Consider the following 26691-nt stretch of genomic DNA (forward strand, 5'->3'; position numbering starts at 1 on the left):
ACATCATGAAAAAACTATATCTTGTACCTCTAAGCTTCGTTCTGCTCCTGTCTTTTCAATCCTGCATGGTTTCTACAAAACCAAAAATGGATTTCTTCGCTAACTCCAATTATGCGACCTCAGGCGCAAAATTCACAAGCGTTAATGTGCCGATGTTTCTCGCGAAACCAATTGTGAAACGAGCTTTAAGAGAAGATGCCGAAAATGAAGACCTCATTAACCTCATTAAAAAAGTCTCCGATATAAAGGTGATGACGGTAGAAAATGGGAATGACAAAATGATCGCGGATTACGCCAAATTTCTAACTCAAAATAATTACGAGGAATGGATGACCATTCGGAAAGAAAAAGAAACCATTAATTTTCAGGCGCGGCAAAAAGGCGAAGAAATCCGCAAACTTCTCATTACAGTTGCCTCGGGCAGTGATCTGGTTTACGTCGACATCTCCGGAAAATTCACGGCCGATGATATATCCAGAATCATCAATTACTCCGAAAAAAATGATGTAAAAAAATTAGTGACCAAATAAATTTTTTGTTGTAAATATAAAAGCAGGTGCTGAAAGATATTTCGGCACCTGCTTTTTTTTGAATTATATTTAAAGCTTAAATTTAATTCCGCCGTTAAAAGTTCGGCCTTCAACATGCGTCCAAATCTCATCGAACTGCGGATTTTGGTGCGTGCCGGAAACGACGGGTTTGTACCTGCCCTGTCTTGTATCTGTAAAGTTTTCCAGATTAAGAAAGATAGAAAACCTGCCGAAATATTTCTCAACCATAAAACCAAGTTCCCAGTAAGGCTGTGTCAGTTGGCGATTATAGAGGATTTGCCGGTCTGTGAAATACCCCTCAAAACCAGCTTTGTAATTGCCTTCTTTCTCCGCGATTAAGGCTAAGTTTACTTTACTTTTCGGTACCAATGGCAGCTTTTGCGTGTCTGGAAGATATTCTGCTTTCGTATTCGTAAAAGTGTAGCCTGCGAATAATTTGATGAAATCTTTGTAGATAAATTTCAAATTCGTTTCAAAACCTTTACTGTAAACGTTCGAATCGGTGTTCCTTAAATCGAATGTTCCGTCAATATTGTCATTTAAAATAATTGAGTTTTTCAGCTTCGTGTAGAAAAACATCTGATTTAAACTTAACTTAAAATCATCGCCCAAATTCGTTTTGAAGTTAACGTCTGCAGTTGCCCCCAAACTTTTTTCGGAAGAAACATTTTGCAAAGGCCGAAGATTTTGATAATTAAAAGTATCGGTTTGTTCCGTAAAAGTCGTCGGCGTTTTGTAGCCGAAACCACCACCAATTCTGCTTGTGAACTTCGGTGAAATCAGGAAAAGAAAAGAAGTTTTGGGTAAGAAAAAATTTTCAGATTTCGTGTAAAGCGGATTGCTGTAATTCACAAAATCGGTTCGGATTCCGTTTTCAATCTTTAAAAAATCCGCCACATCCCAGGTATGTTGCGCATAAATCCCCGAAGTTTGAGTTTGTAAATTCAAATTAAATACTGGATTTGAATTTTGCTTAAACTGATCCAAAATATAATTTCCACCTAAAATAAAAGTTTGCTTTTCGCCGGATTTACTCCAGGATAGATCCGAATAATAATTCTGGTTATTTCCGCTGAACTTATAACCCGGAACTTCAATTTTCCGCTCGAAAATAGCAAAAGCACTTTTGTAATTTAACGCAGAATTATTGCCGAATTTTTTCTCAAATTCCAGCGTTGTCGTATTTCTTAGGCTTTTGTTTTGCTCGAAATAAGGATGATTTGCGTTTCTTTCTCCTTTGATGTACTGCAGATCTCCACCGAGACGGTCTCCTTTCGTGAAAGCATTACCAAGAATAATCTGCGCATCTCCCGGAAGGTAAAAAAACAGTTTCGGGTGAATGGTGAAATCCACCGATTTTGGCAATTCGGAAAAATCGTCCTCATCAACATCGAAAGCTTTTTGGTTATTATAAGTTGCGAGAAAAGTGTAGCCGAAATTCTTTGATCTTTTCGACGCAAAAACGCCGAAATTAACCAAACCGGTATTCGCATAATTGGTCAAAATATTCAAATCCTGCTTTTCACGCGGCGTTCGGGAAATAAAATTAATAACGCCCGCAATCGCGCCGGCGCCAAATAGTGGAACTCGGGCCTTTGATGATTTCAACCTGTTTCAAATCCAACGGAGGAATTTCCAGAATGCTCAAGCCATTGGCAAAGTTGCCAAAACTTGGAAATCCATCTTTTAAAATCTGCGTATATCTGCCATCCAAACCCTGAATTCTGATGCTGGAATTTCCTGAAGTTGCAGATGTTTGCTGCACCGCGATCCCGGTACTTTCGTGCAGAATCATGGCAACATTTGAAGGTCGCATATTGGCTTTCTCGTCGATTTCCTCCAGTTCGATGGTTTCTACTCTGGTCGGCGTATTTGCGATGGTTCGGCTGGTTCGAGTGGAATTGATGATGACTTCCTCAATATCATTTTCCCGTTCCCGGGCGGTCTTTATGGTGTCGTTTTGCGCAAACGAAAAGGAGCACAGCTGAATTGCTGTGAAGAAAAATATTTTTTTCATTAAATATAATTAAGTTAAAATGTTAGCGAATAAATTCAATAAAATCTTAACTTAATTTGGGCGGCTGCCAGATTCCTAAAGGTATTTTGGAAAGCGTAAATAATTGGAAATCCGAAATTTTAGTAGAAGGCGCTGCGATCTTTACCTCAGAAATCTCCGCCAATTTTTGATCCAAAACTTTCACAATTCCACAACAGGAACATGTGCAAAAAACGGAACAGGCGTCAAAATCTGAATGCTGCGAATCTCCGGACTTTTTCTCCACAGCAGTTGTGGACGAACCTGAAAACTGCGAAACCTCATCGTTACACGGCACGGTAACAAGAATGGCAAAGAAGAGCGATAAAAAAAGAGAAATGAATTTCACACGTCAAAGGTAAGTTTTTTGTAAAATTTGTAGAAGTGATTTATGTTAGGTTTTTTCTTCCTTAAATTAAATTAAGTTCATAAAAAAATGAAGATTTTCATTTTAGCAAAAAATACCTTAATTTTGCACAGAAAGTAAAGATGTCTATCCACAACAAAATCGTAGAAACTGCCATCACTTTCGATGACGTCCTTCTAATCCCTTCTTATTCAGAAGTTTTACCTAATCAGGTTTCCCTAAAATCACGACTTTCCGATAAAATTACGCTTAATGTTCCCATCGTTTCCGCTGCAATGGATACGGTTACGGAAGCAGAAATGGCCATCGCTTTGGCAAGAGTCGGCGGTATTGGGTTTATCCACAAAAATATGCCTATTGAGGAACAGGCGACGCAGGTTTACAATGTAAAACGTTCCGAAAACGGAATGATCTCCGATCCGGTAACGCTTTCCAAAGATCATACTTTGGCCGAAGCGAAGGAATTAATGGCAAGATTTAAGATTTCAGGACTTCCCGTGGTGGACGATACCAACACTTTAATTGGCATCATCACCAACCGCGATGTAAAATATCAGGAAAATCTGGAGGCGAAAGTGGAAGAATTAATGACGAAAGATAAACTCATCACGTCCAACAAAGCCACGAACCTCGATGAAGCCAAGCAAATTCTCCTTCGCAACCGCGTGGAGAAACTTCCTATCGTAGACAAGGATTTTAAACTCGTTGGTCTCATTACCATTAAAGATATCGACAATCAAACGGAATATCCAAACGCGAACAAAGACGCCAACGGCCGTTTGATCGTAGGCGCCGGCGTAGGTGTGGGCGAAGATACGATTGAGCGCGTTACCGCTTTGGTAAAATCCGGCGTTGATATTATTGCGGTAGATTCCGCCCACGGACATTCCAAAGGCGTTTTGGATAAAGTTGCAGAACTCCGTAAAAACTTTCCCGATCTGGATATTGTGGGAGGAAATATTGTGACGGCCGAAGCCGCGAAAGATCTTATCGAAGCCGGCGCGAATATCCTGAAAGTCGGCGTTGGTCCGGGTTCCATCTGTACAACGCGGGTCGTTGCCGGCGTTGGGGTTCCCCAACTTTCCGCTATTTACAATGTTTTCGAATATGCAAAAACTAAAAACGTAGCCGTAATTGCCGATGGTGGCGTGAAACTTTCCGGAGATATTGTGAAAGCTTTAGCTTCCGGTGCCAGCGCCGTTATGCTCGGTTCTCTTTTAGCAGGAACCGATGAAGCTCCGGGCGAAGAAATTATTTTCCAGGGACGGAAATTTAAAGCCTACCAGGGAATGGGCTCGCTTTCGGCCATGAGACGCGGCGGAAAAGAAAGATATTTCCAGAGTGAAGCCAAGAAATTTGTACCGGAAGGTATTGAAGGTCGCGTTCCGCACAAAGGAAAACTGGAAGAAGTTGTTTTCCAGCTTACGGGTGGAATCCGTGCGGGGATGGGTTATTGCGGCACAAAAGATATCGAAACCTTACAAAACGACGGAAAAATGGTGATGATCACCGGAAGCGGTTTAAAGGAATCGCATCCACACGACGTCATTATTACGCAGGAAGCACCGAATTATTCCCTGTAAAAAACAAATTTTAGGTGTTTAATAGAAATGCCGGAGGTCATCTTCGGTATTTCTCTTTTAAATATTTGTTATATTTACTTTTTATTCGAAATAATGAAACGATTCCTGCTGCTTCTCACTTTTCTGCTCTTCATTACATGCGATGTACTGCCCACCAACCGTCCGGTCTATCGCCCCGGTTCATCCGGTTCAAACACCTCGAATCCTTCCCATAATGAGAGAAGCGAATTTGCAGCTTTAATGGAGAAAGATAAAATTAATAAAAAACACGTGAATGCAGAAGTTCTTACCTATTTACTCAACGATACAGATCCCGCAGAAAGCCACACCGCCGCCGTCATCGAAAATACTTCGGGTTGTGATATCATCGTAAGAATGGTGGGAATCTCAAATAATCAAATCTACAATCTGCCCATTTCAGCGCACACGAAAAATCAGTTTGTTGTTCAAAAAGGAAATTACACCGTGAAATCGAATATTTGCGGCGGCAATTACTATTCTCAAAAATACCTGACCGATCCGCTGATCCTGAAACTTTCGGCGAATTAACGTTTAAAAGCGAGTCGCGCAAAACCTTAGATTATTTAGAAAAGAAATAAACACTTCAGCGCTGATAAAACTCATACGTTAAAACTTTCAAACCATCTTTATTTCGGATAAATTTGTCCTATTAAAAAACAGTAAAATATTCTTCAAATGAAACACCTAGTAACAAGCTTCGCATTGGCTCTTTTAACCCTTCAGGCATGTAAACAAAATGCTTCCGATGGGTCCGCCGGAAAGACTGAAAATGCAATGGAAATTAAAGTGAGCGGCGAAACAGAAAATCAGAAAGCCGTAAATCCACCCACGGTTCCTGCACCAATTGGCGACCGCGCCGCAAAAAAAGTAATCGTGCACCTGGAAGCCACCGAAGAAGAGGGCGAATTGGCGGACGGCGTTACTTACAAATTCTGGACTTTCAACAGTACCGTTCCGGGTTCATTTATCCGAATCCGAGTGGGCGACGAAGTTGAACTTCACCTTAAAAATGCGAGCAACAGCGTAATGCCGCACAATATCGATCTTCACGCCGTGAATGGTCCTGGTGGCGGTGCCGAAGCAACCAATGTGGCACCGGGAAAAGAAGCGATATTTAATTTTAAAGCTTTAAATCCGGGACTTTTTGTCTACCACTGTGCGGCAGCGCCCGTTCCTCTGCACATTGCGAACGGAATGTACGGTTTAATTTTGGTGGAACCGGCAGGCGGTCTGGCTAAAGTTGACCGCGAATACTACATTATGCAGGGAGAGTTTTACACGAAAGGAAAAACCGACGAAAAAGGACTGCAGGAGTTTGATCAGGACAAAGGCGTGGACGAAAGACCGACGTACGTAGTTTTCAACGGCAAGAAAAACGCTTTGATGGGTGCAAACGCACTACAGGCGAAAGTTGGCGAAACCGTACGGATTTTTGTGGGTAATGCGGGACCAAATCTCGTTTCTTCTTTCCACGTGATTGGGGAGATCTTCGACAAAGTATACGCAGAAGGCGGCTCTAAGTTTAACGAAAACGTGCAGACAACCGTTATTCCCGCAGGTGGCGCAGCAATGGTTGAATTTAAAGTTGAAGAACCGGGCGAGTACGTGATTGTAGACCACTCTATTTTCCGCGCCTTCAATAAAGGTGCGATCGGTAAGTTGAAAGTGACGGGTGAGAAAAACCCTAAAGTTTACCATAAAGTACAGTAATCGAGAATTTAAATACCATCAAAAAAAGAAACTGCAATGTCAAAAATTTTTAAAATATTTCTGTGCATCGGCAGTTTCTTTTTTATTTTTCAGGCCTGTTCGAAAAAACCGGCGGGAACTAAGGAGAAAGATGCTTCAACTTTTTCCACAAAAGAAATCCAAATCACGCCAAATGTGAAAATGGTTTCCATTAAAGGCGGAAAATATCTGCCCTTTTACGGAGACAGTTCTTTGGTGGAAGTTCAGGATTTTCTTCTGGATGAAAGACCTGTAACGAACGCAGAATTTTTAGATTTCGTAAAGAAAAATCCGAAATGGAAACGCAGCAACATTAAAACACTTTTTGCAGACGACACGTATCTGAAAAACTGGCAGGATGACGAAACGCTTCCCAAAAATGCGGACCCTGAGGCGCCTGTAACATTTGTTTCCTGGTTTGCGGCAAAAGCTTTCGCTAAAAGTGCTGGTAAAAGACTTCCAACTTTAGACGAATGGGAATACGTGGCGATGGCCGACGAAGAAAGTGCAAACGCGCGGAACAAATCCGAATATTCTGCACACCTCATCAATCTTTATAATGAAAAATTGAGAGAGAAAAAGAAAGTACAACTTTCAAAACCCAATTACTACGGCGTTTACAATATGTTCGATCTGGTTTGGGAATGGACGGATGATTTTAATTCGATTATGACCACCGCAGATTCCCGAACCGGCGACTTCGATGACAAGGGACTTTTCTGCGCATCGGCAGCCACAAGTGCGGCAGATGTGCTGAATTACGCATCATTTATGCGGTACGCCTTCAGATCGAGTTTAAAAGCGAATTACACGGTCGAAAATCTTGGTTTTAGATGTGCAAAAGACCTTCAAAAAAATTCAAAATGAAAAAATTATTCATCATTCTCTTTTCTTTTTTCCTTTGTTTCGGCTGTACGGAAAATCAGGAAGAGAAAGAGATCGTTAATGAAAAAACAGCCGATTCCATTTTTTTACTGGATTCTAAATGGCAGAATCAGGAGGGTAAAGAAATGAAGCTGGAAGATTTAAAAGGCAAAAACCTTGTCATAGCGATGATCTTCACGAGTTGCCAAACGGCGTGTCCGCTTTTGGTTGCAGACATGAAAAAAGTAGAATCGAAGATTGATGCCAAAAAACTGAAAGAAACGTCGCTAGTTTTAATTACCATCGACCCGGAAAACGATACGCCCGAAGTCTTGAAAAAATACGCTCAGCAAAGAAATATGGAAGGCGAACCCTGGATTTTCCTGCGAACCGACCTCGAATCAACGCGCGAGTTTGCGAATGTTTTGGCGGTGAAATACAAAAAAATTACACCCATTATCTTTTCCCACTCCAACATCATCAGTATTTTTAATAAAAAAGGTGAAATGATTAGTCAGGAAGAAGGAACGGTAAATTTCGACGCCATAGCAAAAACCGTGAACGGGTTGAAATAAAATACTTGCCATTAAAAAAGCCTGCAAAATTAATAGTTGCAGGCTTTTTTGTTTTAAATATCCGGATTATCTTTTCCGAGTCGGTCTTTAAAATCATCAATGCGCCAATCGGTGCCGGCATTTCCTTTTTCAATTTTTTCTTTTGAATATAAACGGAAATCATTTTCGGTTTTTTCCAGGAGATAATCGTAAGGTCCCACAGCCGAAATTAATTTCACCAAAACCGGCGCAATTTCGAGGGAAATAAAAAGTCCCATAATGAAAGCTGCGGCAACGCCAATGATGGCCGTATTTTTTCCGAGTTCATCCAACGCCTGAAGCCGCGCGGCAAACCCGTTAAATTTATCTTCGAAGGTTTCGGTTTTCGTTCGCTCTGTTTCGATATTGGTATAAACTTTCGAAATTTCTTTATCTAAATAATCCTGTCGCGGCGCGATTTGTTGCCGGTAATTTTCCAGATCCTGCCGGCGCTGTTCTTTCAGTTCGGCTTTTCGTTTCGCATTGGTGCCATAACCGACTTTTCCGCTGGTTAAGCCGCTTTGCTTGCCCAGAATTTCTTTCTCGAGTTCCACGGAAGCCGAATCATAAGATCTTTGATAGTCCGCTATTTTGGTTTGAATTTGTTTCTTCTCCGTTTCAAAAGGCCCGGACTGTTGTAGAATTCTGCCGTTCATTTCTGCCTGCAGCTGTGTTTTGTTGCGTTGAATGATGGTGTTCAGCTGTTTGTTAACTTCTTTTTCGAAAATTTTCAGTTCCAAAGGTTTTGAAATAATAATTCCGAGGAAGGCCGCTAAAATCAAGCGCGGAATTGCCATTAATATCTGGTTCCACCACGTCCCGGTTTTCTTGATGGAAGAGACGATGTATCGATCCAGATTAAAAATCATCAAACCCCACAAAAGAGCAAAACCCGTGGAAATCCAGATATCGTCGAAAACTGTGAACATGGCATAACCGGCAGACAACGTAGCAAAAATAGCCGTAAATAAGACGATGCCGCCAATGCCGGCGAATTTGTTCCACTCGCTCGGCGTCTTTCTTAAAATATGAATATTTCCGCCGGAACAAACCATAAGAAATTTCTGAAACCAGTTCATCGAATGGCTGGCCTGATTGGAGGGGATAATTTTCTGTGTGCTCATCTCTTAAATTTTAGTCACTAAAGAATTGGTCTTTTAAAACGCAACAATGTTACAGATAGTATTATGTTTAGCCAAGTAAAAGCTTTGTGTACTTTTTGTAAAGTAAATTTACGAAATAACCGATTGGCAATTAATGTTTTAAATTATTTTAAGCGATCCGGGTTCTGTTTCAGAAAACTTTCCCAACCGGTAAAAGATTTTTCCGAAGTGAGGTTTCCCGAATTGAAATGATGGCAAACTGCCACGGCTAAACCATCGGAAGCGTCCAGATATTTGGTCGGAAATTCTTTCAGGTTCAGAAGACTTTTCAGCATTCCTGCAACCTGCTCTTTACTGGCATTTCCGTTTCCGGTAATCGACATTTTAATTTTTTTCGGCGAATATTCGGTAATCGGGACATCGCGGTGAAGCGAGGCTGCCATTGCAACACCCTGGGCGCGGCCGAGTTTCAGCATAGACTGTACATTTTTTCCGAAGAAAGGAGCTTCAAGCGCCACTTCATCCGGATGAAACTCATCGATCAAAGATAAAGTTCGGTCGAAAATATATTTCAGTTTCGTCTCGTGGTTCGGATATTTGCTCAGAAGAAGTTCGTGCATGGAAATCATTTCCATCTTACCGGCCTTTATTGAGATAAGTCCAAAACCCATAATACTGGTTCCGGGATCGATTCCTAAAATAATTTTTTCTGTTTGCACCCTGCAAAATTAAGTCTTTAAAATAAATAGAAGAACAAAGTGATTTTTTTTCTAAAAAATATTAAATTTGTTCAGCACCATTTAACGCATTGATTATGAGATCGTTTTTTCTTACCCTAATTTTTATACTGTCTTTTTTAAATGTAAGCTGCGATCCGCAGACGTCCATTTCATTGGAAAATAAATCGGTTCCGACAGCTCTGAAGCAGGAACAATCGATCGTTTATCTTTTTTTTGAAATAGAAAAAACAGCAAATGGCGACGAAACCGTAAAACATACCGATACGAAGATAACCTCCGGTATAATGAAAGAAGGATCCATCGATCATAAAGAAAATATCCCCGGAAACATTACAGTAAATTTCCTCGGGAAAAACGGAGAAAAGATTTGGACAAGAATCATCGAAGATCCGTTGAATCCAACAATGGAAACCTATTCTGAAGAAGGTTTACACCGCGAAAAAATGACCTTACCAAAAGCAGAATTCAGCATTCGGTTTAATCAAACAGGGAATATTTCCGCTGTTCAACTGGATAAAATAACACCCACTTCGAAAACACATCTCATAACCGTTCAACTTTAACAATATGAAAAAACTTTTACTTCTTTTATTGATGAGTCCATGGTGTTTCTCTCAGGTTTTTGAAACCATTCCGATCTTCGAAAACGGTCCGAAAGAAAAAAGAATCAATATGGTGGTGATGGGCGACGGGTTTACGGCAGATCAGCAGGCAGATTTCGTAACCAATGCAACTTCTCTTGTGGATTATATTTTCAGCAAGGTACCGTACGCACAATACAAAAACTATTTTAATGTTTATGCGATTAAAGTAATTTCTCCGGAAACGGGCGTAAAACATCCTGGAAATGCCACCGACGTTACCGAACCTGTTATTCCCATAACCAACCCGAATAATTTTCTTGGAAGTTCTTTTGATGTGGGCGGAACGCACCGGTGTCTGTACTCCAGCAGCACGAATAAAGTGACGAACGTTTTGGCGAGCAATGTTCCGGATTTCGACATTGCCTTTATACTCGGAAATTCGCCGGAATACGGCGGCTGCGGCGGAACATATGCCTTTCTGTCGAAACATTCGCAGGCCAATGAAATTGTGGTTCATGAACTGGGACATTCTTTTGGGAAATTAGCCGATGAGTATTGGTTTTCGGGAACAGGAGAATCCCCCAACAAAACAAAAGACAGCAACCCGGCTACCAACAGATGGAAGAATTGGATTGGACTTAATTCGGTGGGAATTTACCCTTACGAAGAAAGTCCCACCTGGTTCCGGCCTCATCAAAATTGCGAAATGCGCTATCTGAACCGCGAATTTTGCGCCGTTTGCAGACAACAATTGATTGAAAGAGTTCACACTTTGCAAACGCCCATCGACTCGTTTACCCCGGATAATTCTTCCGGAATTAATCTTTCGGGACCAATTATTTTTACGGTGAACGAAATTCTACCCAACCCCAATACTTTAGAAAATACGTGGACTTTAAATGGAAATCCCCTGAGTGAGACCGCCAGTTCGGTTAATATTGCGGCTGCTGACTTTACAAACGGCGTAAATACCGTGCAGTTTTCCGTGATTGATAATAACAGTCTCCTGAAAGTTGATAATCACGCGGCTCTCCACGTTTCTACGGTTCTCTGGACGGTCAACAAAACCCTTTCCGCGGTCGATGTCAACAGTTCTGTGCGGTCTTTCGCCGTTTATCCAAATCCCGCTACCGCGCAGATTTTTATTAAAGACCAGAAAAATAATTTGAAGAATGTTTCAGTCGCTATTTTTGATGCGTCAGGAAGAAGTGTAAAGAAACTAAAAGCAAAAACATTAAGTTCCGGCGAAGTTTCTGTGGATCTTGCAGGGCTTTTACCACAAACTTATATCATTAAAGTTTATGAAAACGATGTATTAATTCTTTCGCAGAAAATTATTAAGGAGTAAAGGACTAAGCAATAAATCTGATGATCCGGTGCACTTAATGTGCCGGATCATTTATTTGGGAATTTGAATGTTCAACATTTGCTGCCGCAATTCTACCACAGCAATTTCCACCGGATCGGCGGCTTTCTTAACTGCTTTGTGTGGCTCGAAAAAAGCATTTTTGCCTTTGCTTTCGTTAGCAATATTCGACAGGATCACTACGGAGGTTTTTGTCTCCGGATAATACATATTTAAAGATGGCGACCCTTTTACATAGCCGGTATGAAAGTAAACTTCAGGCTTTTCCACTTTCATCATGATGCCTAAACCGTAATTCATTTTGCCCAAAATGGCATGATTTCTTTTGGCAGATTTTTCAGTCATCTTTTTTAAAGAGGAAGCGGTCAGAATTTTCCCTGTAAATAAAGCGATGTTCCAGCGATGCAGATCATTGGTGGTGGATAAAATTCCACCTGCAGGAACAGATATCGAAATATTGGACAGCCGCTGCGGCATATTTTCTATTCTTTCAAAATTCTGCGCATTTCCAATGTAAGCTGAGGCAAAATGTTTTCCTTTAAAAATTTTGGCAGTGGAAGAGTTCGTCATTCCGGCTCTTTTAAAAAGTTTCAAAGCATTCTCATCATACGATTTTCCCGATACTTTTTCGATAATCTTGCCTAAATAATGAAAACCTTTGTTGGAATAATGAAACTCCGCGCCGGGCTGCGAAAGCAATCCATTTCCGAAATCGCTGAGGCCGGACGTATGATTCAAGAGTTCTTTAATAGTAATGTTTTCGAACTGTTTCGGTTGAAACTCCTTTAAATATTTTGAAACCTTATCTTCCGTAGAAAGTTTCCCCTCTTCCTCCTGCAATAAAACCAGAACCGCAGTAAACTGCTTGCTTATGGAGCCGATCGCAAAAATGGAACTGCTGTCGAGTTTCGCTTTGGTGCTGAAATCTTCGAAGCCGCTTTCCTTTTCATATAAAATTTCCTCATTCTGACGGATAGAAACACTGCCGTTAAACTGCGTCTTCGAAAACACCGAATCAATCTGCGCTTTTAACAATTTCCGCTGAAAAAGCTGAACGGTGCTGTCGATAACCGCATTTCTCGCTGCAGTTTTTTCCGCGACTTTTTCTGCGTCCGATTTACAGGAAAAAATAAGCAGGAACGAAAAGATGATATAAAAGGGTCGAATTTTTTGAAGCACGTTGATTTTTTTTAAAAATATTGAATTTAAACTGAAAGAAAAAATTATCGCCATCACCATTCAAAAAAAACCGTGTCCAGATTTTAAATCTTGACACGGTAATATAATTTTAAGATTAGATGGTCGGAAACCTACATATTTCGTCTGTACATTCCGCCCACTTCGAATAAAGCGTTTGTAATTTGACCCAGAGAACAGTATTTCACGGCTTCCATCATTTTTTCAAAGAGGTTTTCCTGATTGATGGCTGCGGTTTGAAGATCTTTCAAAATCTGCCCGCTTTTATCAGCATGCGATTTCTGGAAATTTTCTAAATTCTGAATCTGCAGCTGCTTTTCTTCCTCAGTGGACCGGATTACTTCTCCCGGACGAACCGTTGGGGAACCGTCTTTACCTAAGAAGGTGTTCACGCCGATAATGGGAAATTCGCCCGTATGTTTTAGCATTTCGTAATGCATGCTTTCCTCCTGAATTTTGGAGCGTTGATACATGGTTTCCATAGCACCCAAAACGCCGCCTCTTTCGGTGATGCGGTCGAATTCGGTGTAAACGGCTTCTTCAACCAAATCGGTTAATTCCTCAATAATAAAGGAACCTTGTAAGGGATTTTCGTTTTTCGCTAAACCTAATTCTTTATTGATGATGAGCTGGATGGCCATGGCCCGTCGTACGGAATCTTCGGTCGGGGTGGTGATGGCTTCGTCGTAAGCATTGGTATGAAGCGAGTTACAGTTGTCGTAAATCGCATACAAGGCCTGCAAAGTGGTTCTGATATCGTTAAAGTCGATTTCCTGTGCGTGAAGGGAACGCCCGGAGGTTTGAATGTGGTATTTCAGCATTTGGCTTCTTTCGTTCGCATGATATTTCAGCTTCATGGCTTTCGCCCAAATTCTTCGGGCTACACGTCCGATTACGGCATATTCCGGATCCAGACCGTTGGAAAAGAAGAAAGACAAATTCGGCGCGAAATCATTAATGTTCATGCCGCGGCTCAAATAATATTCCACGTACGTGAAGCCATTAGCCAGCGTAAATGCCAACTGCGAAATCGGATTGGCGCCCGCTTCTGCAATGTGATAACCGGAAATGGAAACCGAATAAAAGTTTCTTACTTTTTGATCGATGAAGTATTGCTGAACATCGCCCATTAATCTCAACGCAAATTCCGTGGAGAAAATACAGGTGTTTTGCGCCTGATCTTCTTTCAAAATATCTGCCTGAACCGTTCCACGAACCGTGGCGATGGTATCGGCTTTAATTTTATTGTAAATTTCCCGGTCGATCACTTCGTCGCCCGTAATTCCTAACAGTTTTAAACCTAAACCGTTATTTCCTTTTGGAAGTTCGCCTTCATAAGCTGGTCTTTTCAAACCTTTGTCGTCGAATTTTGCTTTCAGCTGTGCTTCTACGGCCTCCCAAAGATTATTTTCCGACAAGTATTTTTCGACATTCTGATCGATGGCGGCATTCATAAAGAAAGCGAGCAGCATCGGCGCCGGACCGTTAATCGTCATTGAAACCGACGTCATGGCGTTAACCAGATCGAAACCGGAATAGAGTTTTTTCGCGTCATCGAGCGTGGCAATTGAAACTCCCGCATTTCCAATTTTACCAAAGATATCTGGCGGGAACGCCGGATCCTGTCCATATAAAGTAACGGAATCAAAAGCCGTCGACAGACGTTTGGCATCCATATCGGCGGAAACATAATGGAATCGTCTGTTCGTTCTTTCGGGGCCGCCTTCTCCCGCAAACATTCTTGTAGGATCTTCGCCCGTTCTTTTAAATGGAAATAATCCTGCCGTGTAAGGAAATTGTCCGGGAACATTTTCCTGGCCTTTCCATCTCAGCAAATCGCCCCAGTCCTGAAATTTCGGTAAGGAAAGTTTTGGAATTTTTAAATGCGACAAAGATTCGTATTTGGTTTCTACCTTAATTTCTTTCCCGCGCACGAAATAAGAAAAGGAATCACCCGCCATTTCTTCTTTGAAATGATGCCATCCCTTTAAAAAGGCAATATTTTCTTCGGAAAGTTCTTTTTTCGTCTTTAGGAAAACTTTTTCCAGTTTATCTACGGTATTTTGATCATCGGTGATTAAAACTTTCGCGCCTTCCAAAAGGTACATTTTCTTCGCGACCAAGGCCTGCTGCTCCACTTCTTTGTCGTATGCATGATTGGATTCTACAATTTCAGAAAGGTACCGCACGCGCTTCGCAGGAATCACGGTGATATCATCAGAAACATTCTGCTCTACAAACTCTTTGAATTTCGGTGCATTCTCGCCCTGCGTTTGTTTAAGTTTGGAATTCACTTTGTTAATTAAAGCATTGTAAAGTTCCGTAGTTCCGTAATCATTGAACTGACTGGCTTTCGTGGAAAATACCGGCATCGCTTCCAAAGGCTGATCAAAAGCCGTGTGATTCCGCTGGTAGGTTTTTCGAACCGCCTGCAATGCGTCTAAAGCGCCGCGCTTGTCCGATTTATTTAAAGCGATCAAATCCGCATAATCCAGCATATCGATTTTTTCGAGCTGCGTACTCGCACCGTATTCCGGCGTCATCACGTACATCGAAACATCAGCGATATCGGTAATTTCTGAACCTGACTGCCCGATTCCGGAAGTTTCCAAAATGATAATATTGGGTTTGGCTAATTTTAAGACATCTAAGGTGGAATGGATAAATTTCGATACCGAAACATTATTCTCGCGCGTAGCCATAGAACGCATATAAACACGCGGATCATTGATGGAGTTCATTCGGATCCGGTCGCCTAATAACGCGCCGCCGGTTTTCTTTTTGGAAGGATCCACAGAAACGATGGCGATTTTTTGATCGGGGTTGGAACGCAAAAAACGGCGAACGAGTTCGTCCGTCAAGGAAGATTTTCCGGCCCCACCGGTTCCTGTAATTCCGATGATGGGAATTTTCCTCACCCCCGGCCCCTCTCCGGAGGAGAGGGGAGCAGAGGCTCTTTTATGGATCTCCGCGACAAGATCCGGTTTCTCCTCGGAGAAGTTTTCCACGGCAGAAATAACCTCTGCAATGGATTTGGAATTTTCAAACTTAATTTTGTCGAGGTCGCGAACTTCAATTTTTTCACCCGTTGCAAAATCCGATTTTTGCACCAAATCGTTAATCATTCCCTGTAATCCCATTTCGCGCCCATCATCCGGCGAGTAAATGCGATCGATGCCGTAATCCATCAGTTCGCGGATTTCTTCGGGCAGAATTACGCCGCCACCACCGCCAAAAATCTTGATCTGAGGCGCGCCTTTTTGTCGTAAAAGGTCGTAGATATATTTAAAATATTCGTTGTGCCCGCCTTGATAAGAAGTTAAAGCAATAGCGTTCGCATCTTCCTGAATAGCGCAGTCCACGACTTCTTCTGCAGACTTATCGTGACCGAGATGAATAACTTCGGCGCCGGTGGCCTGAATCATTCTTCGCATAATATTGATGGCAGCATCGTGGCCGTCGAATAAGGAGGCAGCGGTTACGACTCTAACTTTGTTTTTGGGCGTATATTTTTCTTGATTCATAATCTTTTGGATAGATTTCAAAGGTAGGGATTTTTAGAATTTTGAGAAAAGAAAACCCTTTCAAGTATTTTGAAAGGGGTTTGAGGGTTACGTTCGTAATCATTTGGAGTCACCTTCTCTCTCAAAATTAAGTTTATATCAAAAAGAAACAGTTTGCTGGGCCAGAATATTATGACTCCGGAATTTGGTTTTTGGCTTTCGGCTCCGGGAAAAAAGATAAAAACTTCTGAAGCGTTTCCTTTTCATAATCCAAACTAGGTTCCATTAAATAAATGATGCATTCAATTTTAAAGTTTTATTTTTGCGCTAAATATTTCTACAATGCAACGAGCGCTCCTCTATTTTATCGCCGGAACTGCGGTGAGTTTTCTCCTCAATTATTTTATTTTGGGAAGTCAGGGCTGGGAATTGGATCTGTTTTACGGATTTTCCTTTGGTTTGGCGTGGGGAATTGCGTACTTTTTAGATGATGTAAAATTCACCCTGGCGCAGAAATTTTCAATTTCATTTATCGCTATGGGACTTTTAGCCGTCCTGGGAACACTGATTTTCAATTTTGAACTTGCGGTTCCGTCCGTCATTAAATTTTCGATGGTCTTTGTGGCGTACTATTTAATTGCGAGTTTCCGCCGGTCGAAATCTTTGCGTCAGTAAGCTTCAGAAACATTTGTTTTACTGCAATTTCAACTGAAAATAATTTCGTCCAAGAAATTCATTTTCAAATCTCTGGAATAATCTTTCCGAAAACATTTTTTGGTAGAAAAAAAATTCATACCTTTGCACACCCTTTTTAAGGGAAAAATTATGTTTAATCGTAAACGAAAAAAGTGTGAATACATTAAGTTACAAAACCGTCTCGGCTAACAAAGCTACTGCAAATAAAGAATGGGTTGTGGTAGACGCTGAAGGACAACCTTTAGGAAGATTAGCTTCCAAGGTTGCAAAGATTTTGAGAGGTAAGCACAAAACGAATTTCACCCCTCACGCAGATTGCGGAGATAATGTGATCGTTTTGAATGCTGGAAAGATTACTCTTTCCGGAAACAAGTGGGCTGACAAAACTTACATTTGGCATACTGGTTATCCAGGCGGTCAAAAGTCTATGACTGCTCTTGAACTTCAAAAGAAAGATTCTTTGAAAGTATTGGAAAAATCTGTAAAAGGAATGATTCCAAAAACTAAATTAGGGAATCAACTGTTCAAAAACCTTTATTTATATGAAGGAACTGAGCACAAACATGAAGCGCAACAGCCGAAAGTAATTAATATTAACGAATTCAAATAATTAATATGTCAATAGTTCATAAAATCGGAAGAAGAAAAACTTCTGTTGCAAGAGTTTACGTGAGACCAGGTTCTGGTGTGATCACGATAAACAAAAAGGATTCTAAGGAATACTTTGGAACTGACGTTTTGGTTTACAAAGTGAATCAGCCATTTTTATTAACAGAAACAGCGGGTCAGTACGACGTAACTGTGAATGTTTTCGGTGGTGGTATCACAGGACAGGCTGAAGCAATCAGACTGGGAGTTTCCAGAGCTTTATGCGAAATCAACGAAGAATTCCGTTTGCTTTTGAAGCCACACGGATTGCTTACAAGAGACGCAAGAATGGTTGAAAGAAAAAAACCAGGTCAGAAAAAAGCAAGAAAGAAATTCCAATTCTCCAAACGTTAATACGAGACTGGAGACTTATAGATTTGAGATCAGAGACTTTTTTGTCTCGTGTCTGTTATCTATTCATCTATTATCTAATAACAAAATGCCCCATTAGTTTAGCACCCAAACATTTCTCCCATCTAAAGAAATTGTTGATTGCATAAAGCGGCACGTAAACTAAAAACAAAAAAGAGACATGGCAAAAGCAAATGTTAAAGACCTTTTAGAGGCAGGCGTACACTTTGGTCACATGACCCGTAAGTGGAATCCAAATATGGCTCCATACATTTTTATGGAGAAAAACGGTATTCACATCGTAGACTTACATAAAACAGCAGTAAAATTGGACGAAGCGTGTTCCGCTTTGGAAAAAATTACCTCTGCAGGTAAAAAAGTTCTTTTCGTAGCAACTAAAAAGCAAGCGAAAGAAGTGGTAGCAAAATATGCTGCTGAACTTAATATGCCTTATATTACTGAAAGATGGCCCGGAGGAATGTTAACAAATTTTGTTACCATCCGAAAAGCGGTTAAGAAAATGAACCAGATTGATAAAATGAAGAAAGACGGAACTTTCGAAACTTTATCTAAAAAAGAAAGACTTCAGGTTGACCGTCAAAGAGCAAACCTGGAGAAAAATTTAGGTTCAATCTCCGACATGGTTCGTCTACCATCAGCACTTTTTGTGGTTGATATTATGAAAGAGCACATCGCCGTTACCGAAGCAAAAAAATTGGGAATTCCAATTTTCGCGATCGTTGATACGAATTCTGATCCAAGAAAAGTAGAATACGTTATCCCAGGAAACGATGATGCATCCAAATCTATTGATATGTTGTTGAGCATTGTTTCATCTTCCATCAAAGACGGATTGTCTCAAAGAAAAGCAGACAAAGAAAAATCCAAAGAAGAAGGCGAAAAGGTTTCAGCAGATGCTGATGCTGATTTCGATTCTGAAGCTCCTGCAACTGCAGCAGAATAAGATTTTATCTTCAAATACAAAAAGGTTCAGAATTTTTCTGAACCTTTTTTTTATCTCTTATTTAAAAAGCCGTGCCCCCGAAGAAAAGTTCCGTTTAAACTTCCCGATATTTATCTGCCGAAGCCTTACAAACGGAAAAGCAGGCTTAAGCCCGCTTCCTTCTGATTAATTTCTTCTAACCTTTATATATAACCCTACGCTAGTTATTTAACTCAATTTGATGCGCCGTTTCTACCCTGCGCGTAGGACTGAAGTTGTACCACCGGGTTGTTTAAAATCACCAGCATATTTTTTGCAATATTTTTGGTAGAACTGTACCGCGCATCGCAAACGTTGCTGCTGAGCTGATAATCTCCTTTTTTTATAACCACCGAATTTTCCCCATGTGCCGGAACCGCAAGGTTGTAATAATATTCACCCTGAATCCGGACAATCATATTACAGTCGGAATTATTTTGCAGCAGCAGAATTGCCTCTTTATTCGAAACATCATTATTGAAAAGCTGGTTTAGAAGTTTCACTGTTTTTTTCTGGTGATTGCCGGAATTTTCGTCCAACAGTTTTCGAAACTCTTCGGCTTCAGCGTTATGTTTTTGTTGCACAACACTCCTCGGGATTTCGGTTACCACTGGCTTTAACGAAGCGAAAGACGTTTTGCCCGCTTTCATCCAGGTAGAATTTCGCAGGGAAATTAATTTTGGCTTCAGCACGGATCTTCGGGGATCATCGGGATGTGCAACGCGAAGAAAATTTTCAATTTCCTTTATATTGGTGCTTTTTAAAATATCGGATTTCTTTTTTTGTGCAGAAAGATGTAGCGCACTGAAAACCGTAAGAATAAGAGCAGCTTTCTTCATTTACGCGGACTGATTATTTAATTTTGAATTTTATATAGGTAATTGTTTTGCCTTTTGCAGAAAAAAGCCCTTCATAATAGGTTTTAATTTCTCTCAAAAGCGGCGTCTCCGGATCGAATTCCGGCGCACCGTAAATATCGTGGTTCGCAAAAAGTATTTCGTGGCCTAAACCCTGAAGCAAACCCAACGTGTAGCCGTGCAGAAATTCCGAGTCCGTTTTCAAATGCATAATTCCATCTTTCTTCAAGATCTTTTGGTAGCGTTCCAAAAACTCGGGACCCGTCATGCGGTGCTTTGTTCGTCGGTATTTGATTTGAGGATCAGGAAACGTAATCCAGATTTCGTCTATCTCATCTTCCGCAAAAAACTGATCAACCAGTTCGATCTGCGTTCGGAGAAAAGCTACGTTGGTGAGGTTTTCTTCGATGGCTTCCTTCGCACCAAACCAAAACCGCGCTCCTTTAATATCGATTCCGATAAAATTTTTATCAGGAAAAGCTTTTGCTAAACCAACGGAATACTCCCCTTTTCCGCAACCGAGTTCCAAAACCACCGGATTTTCATTTTTAAAAACCTCTTTTCGCCACCTCCCTTTCAGCTCATAATTATCGAGAGCCTCGGCTCTCGTTGGTTGAAATACATTCGGAAGTGTCTCGTTTTCGGCAAATCTTGCCAACTTATTTTTACCCATTGCTCATTCAAAAACGTGCAAAAATATAATAAATTGCACAGTTCTTCCTATAATTCGTAATTATTTTGCGGGCGAATCTCCCAACGAAACCATGATCGCTTTCTGTACGGTCTTTTGGGAAGCGTATTGCGCGCCGCAAACCAAACTGGAAAACAAATAGTCGCCCTTTGCAACAACGATTGTATTTTGCGCGTGCGCAGGCACCGGTAAACGGTATTTGGTATTGCCTACGCCTTCAATCCGCATAATAAGATTGCAGTCCGATTTATTTTCGATCAAGACAATACTTTCCTTGCTGTTAGGATCGTTGTCGAAGAGCGAGTTTAAAATTTTAACCGTATTGTTTTTGTGCTCCATGGGACTTACAGAAAGCAGCATGGCAAATTCGTCCTTTTCCAGATCAACGTAGTCGCCGAAACTTGTCGGCGTATTAGCGCTGGCTCCGCTGCCATAAACGGTGGTAACATAAGTAATGGTGCTGCCTTCCTTTTTTTCAAGTTCCTCTTTAAATTTTGCGATTTGTTTTTGCCGAATGATTTCGTTCATTTCGTCAAAACTAATTCGGGTGGACGGTCTTTTACGGAGAAGCGCGATTTTTTCCTGAAAATCTTTCACACGCTGATCGGCGGGATGTGCATTTTTGATGTATTCTTTAAGCATTTTAATAAGACGCGGTTTGAGCACCGATCGCTTTGGATCATCGGGATGGGCATCGCGTAAAAAAGCATCGATCTCGTAGATGTTTTTGCTGTAAAGAATGTTGCGGTAATCCTTGATCTTTTGTTGCGCAGAAACGGTGGAAAAAGAAAAGAAAAAGAGGAGCAATAAAATATTTTTAACTGAAAACATGTACAAAACTATTTTATGACAATCATCACATTATTAAGTCTAAAACTGATAACGCAATAAATACTAAAAACTTATGATCCAACACTTAAAAAGCCTGCGCAGGGCCTTATAAAAGTAAAAACCTTATTTATTTATATCCATTAAATGCGAATTTTTCAATCTGCGTTGGTAGATCGGCAGATATTTTTCGATATAAATGGCTGCGGCTTCGTAATTATTGGCCTTGATAAAAGGATAGAGATTATCAGATGTGTACACGAACTGCAGGAAATTATCGATAAGATTGGCAGGAATTTTTAGATTTGCAAAATATTCTACGCCATAATAATTCTTGATTCCCGATATGGTCTTGTTCATTTTCTCATACTCGCTGGCGCGTTCTTTCTTTTTGCGCTCGCCGGAAATCATATCGTAAATACTTTCTAAACCAAAAGTTAATCCGCCCCCGGAAAATCCCGCAACGGGTAGCTGTGTGGGCAGTCCGTCTCCTTTCGGAACCGGCAGACCAATCATTTTCTGCAAGGCGAGTGCTTTTTCTCCTGTTTTTAGAGAACTTACGTCTTTTCTGAGATTGCCTGTAGGTTTAAATCTGCTGATGATGACCTCCTGAATATCGTAGTAGGCAATTTTCAGTTCGACAAAATTGCCGGGATTTTGAAGATTTTCTGCAGTTACTTTTACATCTTGCCGATCGGTCATAATTGAGGTAAAACGGATCACGTCGCCCACTTTTGCCGGGATTTTGAATTTGCCGAAATAATCGGTGTAAATTGTTTTTTGTGCCGTAAGGTTGGTCACGTAAACCTGATTAAGATAATATACCGAGTTGTCTCTGATGATAATATCGCCGGAAAAAAACTGCGCCTGAACATTACTTAATATGAATAATGTTGCAAGCAGAAAAAATCGCTTCATATAGACGGCAAAAATAATTATATTTTCCCAGTATCATCTTGTTTATCGGTAATAGACGGGTTAAATTTTGGTTAAATACTACCAATTACTGTTAAATGAAGCACAAGGAATTCCACCGGTAAAAACATCAAAAAAAAATCCCCGGAAATTCCGGGGATTCAATTAATATTTAACGATGATTATTTTTTAATAAACTTCACTTTGTTGACTTCACCGTTGTTGTCTACAGTAATCACATATACACCTTTCACTAATTTGGAAACCTGTACCTGATTATTGGACACTTTACCTTTAGAAACTAACTGGCCGGCAGCATTGTAAATTGCATAATCGGCATTGTTAGAAACCTTGGTTACGTTTAAAACATCAACAGCAGGGTTTGGATAAACCTGAACTGATTGGCTTGCAGCGCTATCGTTTACACCTAAAGTAGGGGAAATTGATACTGCATAGTCCTCAACCTCACCATAAGTATATGTACCACAAGGTGTGGTTTGAGCAGTGTTGAATCTCAATGCAACTCTCATACCCACTGTTTTGTCACCGGAGTAAGCTGTTGCAGGTACTGCAAACGTTTGGGTAGCAGGATTTACAGTTGACGGTGTACTTGACATTACCATTTCACTGGCCTCATAAGTTCCGCTGCGGTCGAAATCGATCCAAACTGTAACAGCTTCGCTATACTGAGTTCCGGTCCATGCTTTTGTTACTGAGATCGTATTATTTGTAGTTCCTTTTGCTAATTTCATCAATCTTGCAGGATCTGCTGAATAATTCGTGTAATTTGAAGCACCGGAAGTACTTGTTCCTCCACTTGCACCTTCTGCACTGATGCTTACATTTGAAATGTATTCATCACCTGAATTTGTAGAAGATAGTGTACAGTAAGCAATCATACTTGTAGTAAAGTTTACCGTTGCGGAGAAAGTGCCTGTAGTACCTGTACAAACAGAAGCAACCTGTACATCATAAGGTGTACCTTCTTCTAAACCTGTAATAGTGTAAGAGTTCACTGCAACAGGAACACTTGTCCATGTAGCATCTGTAGTTTTTTTGTAACGTACCACATAGGTAGCACCTACGATAGGATCCCAGGAAACCGCTGCGGATTCAGTCGTTACTGTGGAAACCGTTAGACCTGCAGGAGCGCTGCCGTCACATGGCACAATCGCAGAAACTGTTACCGGCGCAATTGTATAAAATACGTTACCGATCGCAGAGATTCTTACTTTTAATACAGTATTGGTGGCAAAAGCTGAAAAATTAAAATCTTCAGTACCGTCATTTGGTGTAGAAGCAGCCAATACCACCCAGGTAGCACCGTTATCTGCTGTATAATCAATTTTTACATTTGGAGAATTAAATGGCGCAACGTCCGTACCAACTACATCCCACGTTAAAGGTGCTGTAGCATTGTTGTATACTTTTGTAGATGTAATTTTAAAGGGTCCGTTGGCACTAACAGTTACTTTTTGCAAAGCTTGTTGTGTTTGCTGTTGCGCAACATTCGCGTTATTATCTCTTACAGTCACTCTGAAGTTTGATGCTCTTGCTACAGTAGACGCAGCTTCCCATTCGTTCACGTTTTTTACCGACCCGGCAAGAACTGTAGCGAATTTAGGGAAATATCGCACTGGGCTTGTTGTGCTGTTCAAAGATCTGAAGCTTGCACCACTAGTTGTATTTCCAAGATTGGTTTTGGAGATGGTTACCGTGGCATCATCAACTTCTTCCCAGTTATAAGTGATTGGATCACCTTGTGGGTCTGTAGCCTGCGCAGTTAAAACAAACGCGGTTGATTTAGGAATGGTTATATCAGCCATTGGGGTAATTACCGGTGGATCATTCGTCACAGGAGTTTCAATATCACAAGTCTTCGCAGTTAAATTATTTTGAACTTGAATAATGGAATTGATGTGGAAATAAGCATCAGAGTGTTGCTGCACATCGGTAGCACCGGTAATACCCGCGTAACCCATAATGGTAGAACCAGAACCCGGCTCAACATTTTGGCCCGTTCCTTCTAAACTCATAGAGAAGGTATGATTACCACCAAGTTGGTGACCCATTTCGTGCGCTACAAAATCGATGTCGAAGTTGTCTCCCATTGGGATGCCATCTGCAGGTGAAGTAATACCGGAACCTTTTCCGTTTCCTGTTGGTACACCGGATCCATTTAATGGCGGGCTGATACATACACAACCGATACAACCTGCATTACCACCACCTCCGGAAGCACCAAACATATGACCAATGTCATAATTTGCTTCTCCAGCTACGGCCGTAATGGCTTTTTGAGCTGCTAAATTCCAGCTGGAAAGCGTAGTACTGTAAGGATCTGTAGCCGGATCCAAATAAATTAAGGCGGGGAAATCCTGAAGAATCAAGTGCAACCCGAAATCTTTTTCGAAGACACCGTTACAACGGGTTACCGTGGCATTAATTGCAGCCATTGCTCCTGCCAGACCACCGTGATACTGCGTATATTCACCATTAGTGGTCATAACCAAACGCATGGTTCTGTACTTTTTGTCGGAAGCTTTGCTGAAATCCGATGGATTATTCGCGAAACTTTTTCCAGACATGTACATTTGGTCGATTTGCTTCTTTGTAAGTGGCGCTTCGCTTGTAGAGCAAACAAAGGCTTTGTCTTCTTCAGATTTATTTGTTTTTGGATGAACGCCGTAAACGGATTTATCAGTGTTTTGAGGCTCGATAAACTCATAAGCGCCCTTTCTGAAAGTCATGGACTGAAAATCATTCGGAGCAATACTGAATCTTACATAAGCCGCAGGATCATCGATGCCTACGCCGATGTAAGAACCCAACTGGTAGCGGTCCGCCAAAGATTTTACTACTACAGGCGCGCTGTAAACTGCAAATCTTTCAATTTTCCCGTCAAGTGTAGGTAATTTAATTTCTACAGGAACTGCACCGTTCCCTGTTTCCTGGGCGTTTGCCAGTGTAGATCTTAACGCATTAAGATCTAATGAATAATAACTCGTAACGTTAAACGTCGCACGGATCTTTTCTCCCTTCATGGATGTGGGGCTCCATTGTGCAATGGCTGCCGTACTCATCAATCCTAAAAGTAAAGAAGTAAAAATTTTCTTCATAAAATTAACTTTTTAAAAATGTTTCTCAAAAGTAGATTAATTTTATATCGAAATCAAAATAAAAATGTTAAAATTTTGTGCGGTTTTAACAAAAACAAGTCAAACAGATGAAGGTATCATTGCCGATTTATCGGAAATTTAACTACTATTTTGCTAAATTTTTAAATGATCTAAAAATTTTAAGAAATTACTCCCAAATTAAAGTCAAGAAAAATATCAATAAACTATTTATCGCATAGCAAATTGAATTTCTTTAGAAGTGATAAGCGACATTCCAGGAAAACCCCATATTGAATTTTGCCGAACTTTTGCCGAAACCTGGGACAATCATTGGTTTAATTTCCTCCTGCGTGGTAGAAAAAACCAGATAGCGCGGCTGCATATTGACGTCAATATAAAACGGCGAGTCGAAAAGCTGTACCCGACCGCCAACAGTCCCTTCAACCCAATAAGAACTTTGCGACGACGAGGGAAAGGCGACGGAAGTTTCGCTGCCTCCAAAACCGCGAACAGGCACGGCCTTATATTCCTGGGTGTAGAATGAACCGCCCAATTTTCCACCGGCGTAAAAACCATTCAGCACATTTTCTTTATCATTGGCCAGCATGTAGAAGGCGCCGAGCTTTAAAAAAGGTCCGTTCGCGGCCGCATCATAGCCATTTTTCTGATAGATATTTTTTTCGAAACCACCTTCCGCAACAGCATGAATTTTTTTCGAAATCCGCGACGATACAAAGGCCTGAAAGAGTTTTCGATCTGAAAACACGCCAACTCCGGCGTTCAAAACATCAAAACCCACCATAAAATTGGGTTCATACTTCCACTTTTTCGCAAGCGTATCCTGCTGCGCTAGAGCGAAAGAAAACATCAAACTAAAAAAGAAGGTAAAAATGAGTTTTGGATTCATCAACAATTTGGTTTTGGTTCTTTTCAACATCGAGCACGGGATTTGGCACTTCTAAAAGTGCACTTACGTTTTCATATATTTTCTTTATGCCGCATGCAGGAGAGACGTAGGAGGAGTTTGTCGTATAATTTATCTTAATTTCCGAAGTAATCGCTGCTTTTGAGGTCCCAACAAACATTTTTGTGAACGCAGCATCATCTACCCGTAACGGAATCAAAACCGAATCTGTTTTGGATTTGGTTGCCACCACAGACACGGGACCGCTCCCATAGTCCACATTAATATACAGCGAGTCCAAAGTTTTTAATTTTCCGGTGGCTTTCGTCTTGAATTTGATCTTCATTCTGGGCGTCGCCTCCCCGCCGATGCAAATATCGTCGTCGCTTCCGCAGGAAAAAAGAAAACATAAAAACAGCGGGATCAGAAATATTTTCAGAAACTTCATGAATCAAATTTAGGTAA

Annotated in this window: 26 protein-coding genes; 12 read left to right on the plus strand and 14 right to left on the minus strand. The window is 40.9% G+C overall.

The annotated features are described in order from the left end of the window. The first annotated feature begins 5 nt into the window (after positions 1-5). Positions 6-530, plus strand: coding sequence for a DUF4252 domain-containing protein (locus L0B70_RS03365; protein ID WP_235142900.1), 525 nt, complete (start codon positions 6-8; stop codon positions 528-530). Positions 531-599: 69 nt separating this feature from the next. Here L0B70_RS03365 and L0B70_RS03370 read toward each other — a convergent pair whose 3' ends face one another. Genes L0B70_RS03370 through L0B70_RS03380 form a run of 3 tightly spaced genes read right to left on the minus strand, consistent with a single transcriptional unit; the run spans position 600 to position 2935 of the window. Continuing rightward, complete coding sequence (locus L0B70_RS03370; protein ID WP_235142901.1) at positions 600-2159, minus strand: TonB-dependent siderophore receptor; 1560 nt, start codon at positions 2157-2159, stop codon at positions 600-602. After that, positions 2098-2568: a TonB-dependent siderophore receptor gene (locus L0B70_RS03375; protein ID WP_235142902.1), complete on the minus strand. Its 471-nt coding sequence runs from the start codon at positions 2566-2568 to the stop codon at positions 2098-2100. Before L0B70_RS03375 ends, L0B70_RS03370 begins: the two co-directional genes overlap by 62 nt. 46 nt (positions 2569-2614) lie before the next feature. Continuing rightward, positions 2615-2935: a DUF6660 family protein gene (locus L0B70_RS03380; protein ID WP_235142903.1), complete on the minus strand. Its 321-nt coding sequence runs from the start codon at positions 2933-2935 to the stop codon at positions 2615-2617. Positions 2936-3075: 140 nt separating this feature from the next. Here L0B70_RS03380 and guaB point away from each other — a divergent pair, with 140 nt between their 5' ends. The 5 genes from guaB (at position 3076) to L0B70_RS03405 (ending at position 7724) form a co-directional block, all read left to right on the plus strand. Continuing rightward, positions 3076-4536, plus strand: coding sequence for an IMP dehydrogenase (guaB, locus tag L0B70_RS03385; protein ID WP_235142904.1), 1461 nt, complete (start codon positions 3076-3078; stop codon positions 4534-4536). Positions 4537-4629: 93 nt separating this feature from the next. Next, a complete protein-coding gene (locus L0B70_RS03390; protein ID WP_235142905.1) occupies positions 4630-5085 on the plus strand; it encodes a DUF6759 domain-containing protein in 456 nt (151 codons plus the stop codon). 147 nt (positions 5086-5232) lie between these two features. Next, positions 5233-6267 carry a copper-containing nitrite reductase gene (gene nirK / locus L0B70_RS03395; protein ID WP_235142906.1) on the plus strand — a complete coding sequence of 345 codons (1035 nt, stop codon included), beginning with the start codon at positions 5233-5235 and terminating at the stop codon, positions 6265-6267. Between the two features lie 36 nt (positions 6268-6303). Next, entirely contained in the window at positions 6304-7152 is an 849-nt protein-coding gene (locus L0B70_RS03400; protein WP_235142907.1) for a formylglycine-generating enzyme family protein, read from the plus strand. Continuing rightward, positions 7149-7724: an SCO family protein gene (locus L0B70_RS03405; RefSeq protein ID WP_235142908.1), complete on the plus strand. Its 576-nt coding sequence runs from the start codon at positions 7149-7151 to the stop codon at positions 7722-7724. Before L0B70_RS03400 ends, L0B70_RS03405 begins: the two co-directional genes overlap by 4 nt. 53 nt (positions 7725-7777) lie before the next feature. On the opposite strand, the gene L0B70_RS03410 is transcribed toward L0B70_RS03405, so the two are convergent. Next, positions 7778-8866 carry a DUF4407 domain-containing protein gene (locus L0B70_RS03410; RefSeq protein WP_235142909.1) on the minus strand — a complete coding sequence of 363 codons (1089 nt, stop codon included), beginning with the start codon at positions 8864-8866 and terminating at the stop codon, positions 7778-7780. A gap of 143 nt (positions 8867-9009) precedes the next feature. Further along, positions 9010-9564, minus strand: a complete 555-nt coding sequence (gene ruvC / locus L0B70_RS03415; protein WP_235142910.1) for a crossover junction endodeoxyribonuclease RuvC — start codon at positions 9562-9564, stop codon at positions 9010-9012. Positions 9565-9659: 95 nt separating this feature from the next. On the opposite strand from ruvC, the gene L0B70_RS03420 reads away from it, so the two are divergent. Next, positions 9660-10148, plus strand: a complete 489-nt coding sequence (locus L0B70_RS03420; RefSeq protein WP_235142911.1) for a hypothetical protein — start codon at positions 9660-9662, stop codon at positions 10146-10148. Between the two features lie 4 nt (positions 10149-10152). Beyond that, positions 10153-11517, plus strand: a complete 1365-nt coding sequence (locus tag L0B70_RS03425) for a M64 family metallopeptidase (RefSeq protein ID WP_235142912.1) — start codon at positions 10153-10155, stop codon at positions 11515-11517. Between the two features lie 51 nt (positions 11518-11568). Here the strand turns inward: L0B70_RS03425 and L0B70_RS03430 are convergent, their stop codons facing one another. Together L0B70_RS03430 and L0B70_RS03435 are read right to left on the minus strand one after the other, a co-directional pair. Then, a complete protein-coding gene (locus L0B70_RS03430) occupies positions 11569-12714 on the minus strand; it encodes a serine hydrolase (RefSeq protein ID WP_235142913.1) in 1146 nt (381 codons plus the stop codon). Positions 12715-12845: 131 nt separating this feature from the next. Continuing rightward, positions 12846-16256 carry a methylmalonyl-CoA mutase family protein gene (locus L0B70_RS03435; RefSeq protein WP_235142914.1) on the minus strand — a complete coding sequence of 1137 codons (3411 nt, stop codon included), beginning with the start codon at positions 16254-16256 and terminating at the stop codon, positions 12846-12848. Positions 16257-16577: 321 nt separating this feature from the next. On the opposite strand from L0B70_RS03435, the gene L0B70_RS03440 reads away from it, so the two are divergent. The 4 genes from L0B70_RS03440 to rpsB all read left to right on the plus strand — a co-directional run bounded on the left by L0B70_RS03440 (position 16578) and on the right by rpsB (position 18894). Further along, positions 16578-16910 carry a hypothetical protein gene (locus L0B70_RS03440; RefSeq protein ID WP_235142915.1) on the plus strand — a complete coding sequence of 111 codons (333 nt, stop codon included), beginning with the start codon at positions 16578-16580 and terminating at the stop codon, positions 16908-16910. A 175-nt stretch (positions 16911-17085) separates the two neighbouring features. Next, the gene (gene rplM / locus L0B70_RS03445) at positions 17086-17541 is read left to right on the plus strand and encodes a 50S ribosomal protein L13 (RefSeq protein ID WP_034721149.1); all 456 of its coding nucleotides are present in this window, start codon (positions 17086-17088) and stop codon (positions 17539-17541) included. Between the two features lie 5 nt (positions 17542-17546). Beyond that, positions 17547-17933, plus strand: coding sequence for a 30S ribosomal protein S9 (gene rpsI, locus L0B70_RS03450; RefSeq protein WP_235142916.1), 387 nt, complete (start codon positions 17547-17549; stop codon positions 17931-17933). 178 nt (positions 17934-18111) lie between these two features. Continuing rightward, on the plus strand, positions 18112-18894 hold the full coding sequence (gene rpsB, locus L0B70_RS03455; RefSeq protein ID WP_235142917.1) for a 30S ribosomal protein S2: 783 nt from the start codon (positions 18112-18114) through the stop codon (positions 18892-18894). A 212-nt stretch (positions 18895-19106) separates the two neighbouring features. On the opposite strand, the gene L0B70_RS03460 is transcribed toward rpsB, so the two are convergent. The 7 genes from L0B70_RS03460 to L0B70_RS03490 form a co-directional block, all read right to left on the minus strand. Further along, complete coding sequence (locus L0B70_RS03460; RefSeq protein ID WP_235142918.1) at positions 19107-19751, minus strand: DUF6759 domain-containing protein; 645 nt, start codon at positions 19749-19751, stop codon at positions 19107-19109. A gap of 13 nt (positions 19752-19764) precedes the next feature. Continuing rightward, positions 19765-20442, minus strand: coding sequence for a tRNA (guanosine(46)-N7)-methyltransferase TrmB (gene trmB / locus L0B70_RS03465; protein WP_235142919.1), 678 nt, complete (start codon positions 20440-20442; stop codon positions 19765-19767). A gap of 60 nt (positions 20443-20502) precedes the next feature. Beyond that, entirely contained in the window at positions 20503-21291 is a 789-nt protein-coding gene (locus L0B70_RS03470) for a DUF6759 domain-containing protein (protein WP_235142920.1), read from the minus strand. Between the two features lie 123 nt (positions 21292-21414). Next, positions 21415-22206 carry a hypothetical protein gene (locus tag L0B70_RS03475; RefSeq protein WP_235142921.1) on the minus strand — a complete coding sequence of 264 codons (792 nt, stop codon included), beginning with the start codon at positions 22204-22206 and terminating at the stop codon, positions 21415-21417. 179 nt (positions 22207-22385) lie between these two features. After that, positions 22386-25322, minus strand: a complete 2937-nt coding sequence (locus L0B70_RS03480; RefSeq protein ID WP_235142922.1) for a reprolysin-like metallopeptidase — start codon at positions 25320-25322, stop codon at positions 22386-22388. Positions 25323-25575: 253 nt separating this feature from the next. Further along, positions 25576-26229, minus strand: a complete 654-nt coding sequence (locus L0B70_RS03485) for a DUF6048 family protein (protein WP_235142923.1) — start codon at positions 26227-26229, stop codon at positions 25576-25578. After that, positions 26195-26674, minus strand: a complete 480-nt coding sequence (locus L0B70_RS03490; protein ID WP_235142924.1) for a DUF6452 family protein — start codon at positions 26672-26674, stop codon at positions 26195-26197. The genes L0B70_RS03485 and L0B70_RS03490 overlap by 35 nt, the downstream gene beginning before the upstream one ends. Positions 26675-26691 lie beyond the last annotated feature (17 nt).

This window comes from Kaistella sp. 97-N-M2 (assembly GCF_021513235.1).
Lineage (GTDB): Bacteria > Bacteroidota > Bacteroidia > Flavobacteriales > Weeksellaceae > Kaistella.